Here is a 6,640-nt window from a genome sequence, read left to right on the forward strand (position 1 = left end):
GACCGCCCGTCACCGACACGGCCTCGATCATCTCCGAGCGAACCGCGTCCGCCACCGCCCGGAGATCGCTCTCCGGAAGCAACCGCAACGCGGACGTCTCGGACAAACCGTCCAAAATCGAGGGGGCCGGCATCGAGGGGGTCTGCGTCACGGGTTCGGCCTCATATCGATCTCGAACGCCGAACGAGGCTGCGGTGCTCGAGCACGGCGCATCTCAATCGACGTCCAGGGGTGCGACGCCTTCGGCGCGCCCGTCGGGTGTCAGGGTGATGCGCTGGATGCGGGCCTCGGCCCGCTTCAGCAGCATCTCGCAGTGGCGCTTCAGCGCCTCGCCGCGCTCGTAGATCGTCACCGATTCGTCCAGCGCCACGTCGCCCTTCTCCAGGCGGCGGACGATGTCCTCGAGCTGCTCCAGGGCCTTCTCGAAGGGCGTGTCGGCGGCGATCGCGGTCGCGTCGGGTCGGCTTTCGGTCATCCCTACAGGATCCTTTGGTGCGGTTCTAAGGCGGAGGCGGCGACCGCCACAACCCCACGTGCCTTCGCGGCGGGCGGAGACACGCGGTTTTTCCAGCCGGCGGCGACGTTTGCGCCACACCGGTATGCCGGTGGGCTCGACCGGTCAGCCGAGCTCGAAACGAAACGGCGTGCCCTCGAAGGCGTCCGCCCCGCGGCCGATCGCGGCGACGGCCGAGACCATCCGACCGTCGCGGCCGAGCAGCCGGTCGGCGATCTCGACGAACAGGCGGTTCGGCGTCGCCGACGGCGAGGCGAGGCGTAACGCCGCGGCGGCCTCGGCCTCGTCGCGGGCGGGATCCAGGGCGCAGGCGGCGATGTAGGCCGCGGCGGTCGAGCGGCTGATGCCGGCGTAGCAGTGGATCACCATCGGCTTCTCGCGCGGCCACGCCGCGACGAAGTCGAGGATGGCGCGCACGTGGTCCTCGGCCGGGAGAACGTACCCGTCCGTCGCGACCGCGATGTCGCTGACGCCGACCACCGCGTGGCAGCCCTCGGCGATCGTCGCCGGCCGCTCCGGCGCCGAGGGCAAGTTGAGCAGCGTCAGGACGTGGCTCGCCCCGGTCGCCGCGATGGTCTCGGGCAGGCGCGACAGGGGGCAGACGTGCAGCGTCGGCATCTCGGGTCCGGGTTCTGGGTCGGGTGTCAGGATTTCGCGAGCTCGGCGAAACGGTCGAGATAACGGGCCTGCGCCTGCGCGGTCGGCCAGGGGTCGAGCAGGGCGAGGACCGGCTCGGGCAGGGTCTCGTGCCGCCCGAAGTAGCGCGTCGCCTCGTCCGGCGCGAATCCGGCGAGCCGCACCGCCTCGGCATGCGCCGCCACCCGGTCCGCACGCTTGACCAGGCGGGCGAAGGCCGGGGTCGGCGCCTCGAGCCCGAAGCGCCGGCGGATCGCAGCGAGCAGGCGGCGCTCGACGCCCTTGTAGGAATCGCCGATCGCGGCCTTCAACGGCGAGATGATGTCGCCGACGACGTATTCCGGCGCATCGTGCAGCAGCAGCTCGAGGCCCTGTGCCGGCGTGCACCCGGGCGTGAGATGCAGGCCGACCGCCTCGACCAGCAGCGAGTGCTGCGCCACCGAGAAGACGTGCGGCCCCGCGGTCTGCCCGTTCCAGCGGGCGACGCGGGCGAGCCCGTGGGCGATGTCGGCCACCTCGATGTCGAGGGGGGAGGGGTCGAGCAGGTCGAGCCGGCGGCCCGACAGCATCCGCTGCCACGCCCGCGGCTGCAGCGCGCTCAACGGCCCGGCTCCGCCAGCGCGGCGCAGGGCGCGTGGCGATGGCAGCCGACAAGGTGATCGTTGACCATGCCGACCGCCTGCATGAAGGCGTGGACGATCACCGGGCCGCAGAAGGTGAAGCCTTCGGCCTTCAGCGCCTTGGCGATCCGCCGCGACACGTCGGTCTCGGTCCGGATCTCGCTGCGGGTCCGCGCGCTGCCCTGGATCGGCCGGCCGTCCGGCAGGTGATCCCACAGGAAGCGCGAGAAACCGGGGCCGCGCTCCTCAATCCGCAGCCAGGCGCGGGCGCCGGCGACGGTGCCGACGATCTTGGCGCGGTTGCGGATGATGCCGGTGTCCTGCATCAGCCGCTCCACGTCGGCCTCGGTGAAGCGCGCGATGGCCTCTGGATCGAAGGCGGCGAAGGCGCGGCGGAAGCCGTCGCGCCTGCGCAGGATCGTGATCCACGACAGCCCGGCCTGGAAGCCGTCGAGAATCAGCTTCTCGTAGAGCGCGCGGCCGTCGTGCTCGGGCACGCCCCATTCGCCGTCGTGATAGGCGACGTAGAGCGGATCAAGCCCCGCCCACCAGCACCGGGCGCAGCCGTCGGGATGGCGGACGAGGCCTTCGACCGGATGCGATGCCTCGGTCATTCAGTTCAGCCCGCCGCGACGTCCGGCATCGCGAAGCTGGCGAAGGCCGGGCGCTCCACGGTCAGCACCTTGCCGTCGGCGCGCAGCGGCTCGCCGGCCGCGATCGCGTCGGCGAGGCGGTCGAGGCGCAGCATCGCGAGGCCGCGCCCGGCGGCACGGCTCCCCGTCACGCCGAGCACCTTGGCGCCGGCGGTGATCTCGGAGCCGGGGGCGGCCGCCTCGCTCGCGGGATAGGTGGCGGGCAGCATGCGGGTGCGGGCTGTGCCGCGGTGCTGCATCCGCGAGACCACCTCCTGGCCGACGTAGCAGCCCTTGCGGAAGTCGACGCCGCCGAGCTGGTCCATCAGCGCCTCGTGCGGGAAGGCGTCGCTGAACGGGAAGTCGCGCCCGCCCTCGGGGATCCCGAGCGCGATGCGGTGGGCGTGGTACTTCGCTTCGGACGCGTCCGCGGAGAAGGCGCCCGCCGCCGCGTAGAGCCGCGCGCCGAGGCCTTCGGCCCGGGCGTCGGCCACGGCGTCGACCTCGGCGGCGGTGGTGGCGCCGTCCCAGGATGCGGCGATGGCGATGGTCGGATCGACCGCGATCTCGACCTTCGCGCGCAGGCGATAGAGGGTCAGGCGCTTGGCGAGCGCCGCAGCCTGCTCGGCCGGCACGTCGAGGCGGTACCCGTCGCCGATCCGCGAGATCAGGAAGTCGAACTGGATCTTGCCCTGCGGCGTCAGCAGGGCGCCGAGGCGCGCCTCCGCCTCGCCCAGCGTCTCGACGTTGCATGTGATCACGCCCTGGAGCAGGGCGGTGGCGTCCGGCCCGGTCACGGTGACGAGGGCGCGGTCCGGCAGCAGGGCGATCGGCATGGCAAGTCCTCACTCGGCCCGATCGGGCCTTCCAGGCCGCGCGATTGCGCGAGGATGAGGCGTGACATAAGCCGCCCGGGACCCGGCCTCAACCAAGGCGTTTCCGATGGCATCCCCGATGGACCAGCCCTTCGACCTCGTCCTCTCCGGCGGCACGGTGGTGAACCAGGACGGCACGCACCTTGCCGACCTCGGCATCCGCGGCGGGCGCATCGCGGCGATCGGCGACCTCGCGCGGGCAGCCAGTGCCGAGCGGCAGAATTGCGCCGGCCTGCACCTGCTGCCCGGCGTGATCGACACCCAGGTGCATTTCCGAGAGCCCGGCCTCGACCACAAGGAAGATCTCGAATCCGGCTCGCGGGCGGCCGTGATGGGCGGCGTCACCGCCGTGTTCGAGATGCCGAACACCAACCCGCTCACCACCAGCGCGGACGCGCTCGCCGATAAGGTGGCCCGCGCGCATCACCGGATGCATTGCGATTTCGCGTTCTGGGTCGGCGGAACCCACGAGAACGTGGCGCAGCTCGCCGAATTGGAGCGGCTGCCCGGCGCCGCCGGCATCAAGGTGTTCGTCGGGTCCTCGACCGGGTCGCTGCTGGTCGAGGACGATGCGGGCGTGCGCGCCATCCTCACGGCGATCCGCCGGCGCGCCGCCTTCCACTCCGAGGACGAGCCGATGCTGCGCGCGCGCAAGGATCTCCGCGTCCCCGGCGACCCGTCCTCGCACCCGGTCTGGCGCTCGCCGGAGGTGGCGATGGCGGCGACGCGGCGGTTGGTGGCCTTGGCGCGGGAGACCGGCGCCCGCATCCACATCCTGCACATCTCGACCGGCGACGAGATGGACTACCTCGCCGACCACAAGGACGTGGCGAGCGTCGAGGTGACGCCACATCACCTCACCCTCGACGGCGACGAGGCCTATGCGCGGCTCGGCACGCTCGTGCAGATGAACCCGCCGGTCCGCGGCGATGCGCATCGCCGAAGGATCTGGTGGGGTCTCGGGCAGGGCGTCGCCGACATCCTCGGCTCGGATCACGCGCCGCACCAGCTCGACGAGAAGGCCAAGCCCTATCCGGACTCGCCCTCGGGGATGACCGGGGTGCAGACGCTGGTGCCGATCATGCTCGACCACGTCGCGGCCGGACGGCTGTCGCTCGAGCGCTTCGTCGACCTGACGAGCGCCGGGCCGAAGCGCCTGTTCGGCATCGCACGCAAGGGGCGGCTCGCGATCGGCTACGACGCCGACGTGACGGTGGTCGACCTCAAGCGCCGCGAGACGATCCGCAATGCCTGGATCGCCTCGAAGAGTGCCTGGACGCCCTACGACGGCAAGACCGTGACCGGATGGCCGGTGGGGACGGTGGTGCGCGGGGCCCGCGTGATGTGGGACGGTGTGCTGACCGCGCCGTCGCGCGGCGAGGCCGTGACCTTCGAGGAGGCGCTGGCACGGGCCTGAGCCCGCGCCAGCCGCGGCATCGGGCTCAGTGCTGGAGCGCGGTGGTGAAGGCGCCGCCGCGGATGCGCTCGGGGAATCCCTCGGCGTAGCGGGCGGTGGCCTCCTCGCCGTAGGTCATGACCAGTTCCTGGAAGGCGGCGAACAGGGCCGCCTGCGCCATGCAGTCGCCGTCGAGACCGTCGAGGCAGCCCTCGGCGAACGCCTCGGACACGTAGCCCAGGGCGGCGCGCTTCTCGTCCACGTCGGCTTCGAACGGGGCGGTCTGAGTGCTGTTCTGCATGGCGCGTCGCATCCGTTGCGCGCGGGCTGGAGGCCCGGCGTACGGAAAGGATGATAGGCGGCTCACGGGTCCGCGACCAGCCGGGAATTGCGAAGCGGTTAACGCGGATGGCCGAATACGACGGTTTCCCCGGATGCTTCTGCCGTGTGGCCGGTTTGCATCAACCGCCGAAACGGCCGGCCAGCGCGTGCGACAGGCGCTCCCCCTCGGCGACGAAGCGGCCTGCCGCCTCGTGCGCGGCCGGCGTGCAGACGCGGTAGGTGGCGGCGTAGCCGCGGTAGCCGCGGTTGTACGCCCCGGCGAGGCGGTCGCGCCGCCCGGGGGTAACGCCCTCGGCCTCGATCAGCGCCTTCATCCGGTTCGGCCACTCGGCGGCATCGGCACCCGCGCATAGCTCGCGCAGGAAGGCCAGCGATCCGATGATCTCGGACAGCCGCGTCAGGTCGCGGTCGTAGGGTGCGGCCTGCTCCGGGGGCGGCGGGGGCGGCTCCTTCTCGGCAGGCTTCGGGGCTTGCCGCGCCGGGGGGCGCTGCTGCGCAAGCGCCGGAGCGTGCGCGGTAACGGCGAAGCCGGCGCCGACCGCGAGGACCGGCAGGATGAGGTGCAGGAAGGACGGCTTGCCGATCACGGGCGGTCCCCGGGTCGACGGGCGGCGACCTTTGCGAAGGCGTCCGCCAGCGTGTCGGCGAGACCCGGCGTCGTTTCGAGGTCGGCAATCTCGTCGCGCGTCGCCCAGCGGACGGCGAGGGCTTCGGGGCCGGCCTCCGGCTCGCCGCCGATCCAGAGGGCCGCATGGGGGTGGACGACGTAGTGATGGCGCACGCGACCGTCGGGCTCGCGCTGGATGATCTCGGTCGGCGGCAGGACGCCGATCATCTCGGCTTCGAGGCCGACCTCCTCCTTGAGCTCGCGCAGGGCGGCGTCGGCGATCGCCTCGCCGGCTTCGACCAGCCCGCCGGGTAGGGTCCAGACGCCGCGCATCGGCGCGTTGGCGCGCGCCGCCAGCAGCACCCGGTCGCCGCGGATCACCGCGATCGACGCGCCGACGAAGGGGCGCATGGGAAACAATCGCGCATCGGCCTCGCTCACGGCTTCGTCCCATCCGGCGCGACGACCGCGACGCGTCCGTCGAACAGGCCGACGAGGATGCGCACCTTCGTCCCGCGCCCGAGCGCGGCGACGCCGTAGGCGGCGGGGGCGGGCAGCGCGATCCGCGCGCGCTCCCTGATGCCGCCCTTCAGCGAGACCAGGGCGATGGCCGAATTGTCGGCGACGGGCAGAGCGAGGTCCGCCTGCGCGCTGCCTTCGCCCTCGACCGCGGCGGCGAGATCGACGTCGCCCGGGCCGGAGGCGTAGCCCGGCGCCTCGCCGGCGAGGGTGAAGGCGTCGACGGCGGGCGTCCAGAGCTGGAGGCGCTCGCCCTTCGCCAGAACCGCGGCGACCTGCGGTGATCCGGCTCCGGTGAAGTCGGCGACGGCGGCGATCCGCACCGGAGCACCATCCTGGGAGGGCGTCCGGGCGGTGACGGCCCAGTCGCCGATGCCGGCGCGGGTGACGAGGGCCAGACCCGACGCATCGCCGCCGTGGAGCGTCGCCGCGACGAAGGCCTGGCGTCCGGCGAGGCGCACGGCGCGCGGCCTCGCGAGGGCGAAGGTCGCGTCCGGGC

Annotated in this window: 9 protein-coding genes and 1 pseudogene; 1 reads left to right on the forward strand and 9 read right to left on the reverse strand. The window is 72.7% G+C overall.

The window, feature by feature from the left end:
- Positions 1-214 precede the first annotated feature (214 nt).
- The 5 genes from FV230_RS22465 to FV230_RS22485 form a co-directional block, all read right to left on the reverse strand.
- A complete protein-coding gene (locus FV230_RS22465; protein WP_147728480.1) occupies positions 215-475 on the reverse strand; it encodes an exodeoxyribonuclease VII small subunit in 261 nt (86 codons plus the stop codon).
- A 144-nt stretch (positions 476-619) separates the two neighbouring features.
- Entirely contained in the window at positions 620-1,132 is a 513-nt protein-coding gene (locus FV230_RS22470; protein WP_147728481.1) for a protein tyrosine phosphatase, read from the reverse strand.
- Positions 1,133-1,158: 26 nt separating this feature from the next.
- A complete protein-coding gene (locus FV230_RS22475; RefSeq protein ID WP_147728487.1) occupies positions 1,159-1,719 on the reverse strand; it encodes a hydrolase in 561 nt (186 codons plus the stop codon).
- A gap of 29 nt (positions 1,720-1,748) precedes the next feature.
- Complete coding sequence (locus tag FV230_RS22480) at positions 1,749-2,384, reverse strand: DNA-3-methyladenine glycosylase I (RefSeq protein ID WP_147843984.1); 636 nt, start codon at positions 2,382-2,384, stop codon at positions 1,749-1,751.
- 5 nt (positions 2,385-2,389) lie between these two features.
- Complete coding sequence (locus FV230_RS22485) at positions 2,390-3,238, reverse strand: folate-binding protein YgfZ (protein WP_147843985.1); 849 nt, start codon at positions 3,236-3,238, stop codon at positions 2,390-2,392.
- A gap of 118 nt (positions 3,239-3,356) precedes the next feature.
- On the opposite strand from FV230_RS22485, the gene FV230_RS22490 reads away from it, so the two are divergent.
- On the forward strand, positions 3,357-4,694 hold the full coding sequence (locus tag FV230_RS22490) for a dihydroorotase (protein ID WP_147843986.1): 1,338 nt from the start codon (positions 3,357-3,359) through the stop codon (positions 4,692-4,694).
- 25 nt (positions 4,695-4,719) lie between these two features.
- Here the strand turns inward: FV230_RS22490 and FV230_RS22495 are convergent, their stop codons facing one another.
- The 4 genes and pseudogenes from FV230_RS22495 to FV230_RS22510 form a co-directional block, all read right to left on the reverse strand.
- Complete coding sequence (locus FV230_RS22495; protein ID WP_147728485.1) at positions 4,720-4,974, reverse strand: hypothetical protein; 255 nt, start codon at positions 4,972-4,974, stop codon at positions 4,720-4,722.
- Positions 4,975-5,134: 160 nt separating this feature from the next.
- The gene (locus FV230_RS22500) at positions 5,135-5,572 is read right to left on the reverse strand and encodes a TIGR02301 family protein (RefSeq protein WP_147843988.1); all 438 of its coding nucleotides are present in this window, start codon (positions 5,570-5,572) and stop codon (positions 5,135-5,137) included.
- 26 nt (positions 5,573-5,598) lie between these two features.
- Positions 5,599-6,033: an NUDIX hydrolase gene (locus tag FV230_RS22505; protein ID WP_147843989.1), complete on the reverse strand. Its 435-nt coding sequence runs from the start codon at positions 6,031-6,033 to the stop codon at positions 5,599-5,601.
- A 26-nt stretch (positions 6,034-6,059) separates the two neighbouring features.
- Positions 6,060-6,640, reverse strand: a pseudogene (locus FV230_RS22510) (hypothetical protein); the annotation flags it as partial.

It is taken from the genome of Methylobacterium sp. WL6, from assembly GCF_008040095.1.
Taxonomy (GTDB): domain Bacteria; phylum Pseudomonadota; class Alphaproteobacteria; order Rhizobiales; family Beijerinckiaceae; genus Methylobacterium.

Excerpts from the sequence above, each read along its gene's own strand:
- FV230_RS22490 (WP_147843986.1), top strand. The coding sequence starts at position 3,357 with ATGGACCAGCCCTTCGACCTCGTCCTCTCCGGCGGCACGGTGGTGAAC.
- FV230_RS22485 (WP_147843985.1), bottom strand. The coding sequence starts at position 3,238 with ATGCCGATCGCCCTGCTGCCGGACCGCGCCCTCGTCACCGTGACCGGG.
- FV230_RS22475 (WP_147728487.1), bottom strand. The coding sequence starts at position 1,719 with ATGCTGTCGGGCCGCCGGCTCGACCTGCTCGACCCCTCCCCCCTCGAC.
- FV230_RS22505 (WP_147843989.1), bottom strand. The coding sequence starts at position 6,033 with ATGCGCCCCTTCGTCGGCGCGTCGATCGCGGTGATCCGCGGCGACCGG.
- FV230_RS22470 (WP_147728481.1), bottom strand. The coding sequence starts at position 1,132 with ATGCCGACGCTGCACGTCTGCCCCCTGTCGCGCCTGCCCGAGACCATC.
- FV230_RS22480 (WP_147843984.1), bottom strand. The coding sequence starts at position 2,384 with ATGACCGAGGCATCGCATCCGGTCGAAGGCCTCGTCCGCCATCCCGAC.
- FV230_RS22495 (WP_147728485.1), bottom strand. The coding sequence starts at position 4,974 with ATGCAGAACAGCACTCAGACCGCCCCGTTCGAAGCCGACGTGGACGAG.
- FV230_RS22465 (WP_147728480.1), bottom strand. The coding sequence starts at position 475 with ATGACCGAAAGCCGACCCGACGCGACCGCGATCGCCGCCGACACGCCC.